This window comes from Clostridium sp. Marseille-P299, from assembly GCF_900078195.1.
Lineage (GTDB): Bacteria > Bacillota > Clostridia > Lachnospirales > Lachnospiraceae > Lachnoclostridium.
This window is the reverse complement of the sequence record NZ_FJVE01000002.1, coordinates 1-1,345: the sequence shown is the minus strand read 5'-3', so window position 1 is coordinate 1,345 and position 1,345 is coordinate 1. Positions and strand designations below refer to the sequence as shown.

Below are 1,345 nucleotides of genomic sequence, written 5' to 3'. Positions count from 1 at the left end.
AGGGTTGTGTCAGATCTTACGATCCTTCACAGTTCTATACCAAACATTTCTGTCTGGATTTTTATTCTCAACGAATTTCAAGGTTGTTTCACTGTTCAGTTATCAATGTTCTGTGATTATTATCACTCATATTTAATGTCACACCATTCGGTGTTTCACTTTATATTATTTGCTGTTTTGTAAATCAGCTTGTTTATTGTATCATCGTTTTTCCTGTTTGTCAACAACTTTTTTATTATTTTTTCAAACAATTCAAATTGTTTATACAGTTCTTTCGAATCAAGCAACTTTTGTATTATAACATACTGATTTAAGCTTGTCAACCCTTTATTTTAAAGGATTTTTAAATTGTTCAAATTTCATAAACAATTTAATCTCTAGCAGTTTATACAGTTTATCATCATTAACAACAAAAGTCAAGTGTTAATTTAAACTTTATATAAATATAAAATTATCAACAAAATTCCCTTCAAACTATATAGTTCTATTATATATAAATTGTGATATTTTTAATGTTTTAAATTGTATATAAATTTTCATTAAATGCATAAGCAAACAACTTTCATATCTTAATTTGAAAAATTATCAACATTCCTGCAATACTGTTGCCCATATTACTAACAAAATGACTCACGGGGATCCCCATTCTCATTGTAGTACTTTACAGTTAATCTAATATAGAAAACTTAGATTTGTTTCTATTTATCAATCCAAACAATATACTTCAATCATAATCAAATGAGTTTTAAACTTCTGTTAACGCTTGAGATAATAATAAAAATATTGTATTTAGAATTTTACAGCTCTTGTTATAAAAAATAAGTATAATAAAATACATACAATATGGCTGCATAGGGTATTATCAAGAAAGTTACTTAATACTAAATCCCTAAACTTAATCATCTTTTATCCTGGATATACTCGTTCTGAATATTGTTTTGAACCGGCCATCGAATAAGATATTGTAAATATTTTTTAGTACATCCTATTTAATATTTATTTCTTATAGTAAATCTACAAATAAAAAAAGAAACCACATTTCTGTAGTTTCTAAAATCTCATTATATACATATTTTCAATCGTATATACATTCAAAACTTCACACTGATTTCATCCATCTGTTTTTAAACAAACTTTTTAGGTTAAGCCCTCGACCTATTAGTATTAGTCAGCTACACACGTTACCGTGCTTCCACCTCTAACCTATCTACCTAATCATCTTTTAGGGGTCTTACTAGCTTTTGCTATGGGATATCTTATCTTGAGGGGGGCTTCACGCTTAGATGCCTTCAGCGTTTATCCCGTCCCGACTTGGCTACTCGGCCATGCTCTTGGTAGAACAACC

At 28.6% G+C, this 1,345-nt stretch carries 1 rRNA gene; it reads right to left on the bottom strand.

Going from position 1 to position 1,345, the window contains the following annotated elements:
• Nucleotides 1–1,138: 1,138 nt before the first annotated feature.
• A 23S ribosomal RNA gene (locus BN4220_RS00050) occupies nt 1,139–1,345 on the bottom strand; the annotation flags it as partial.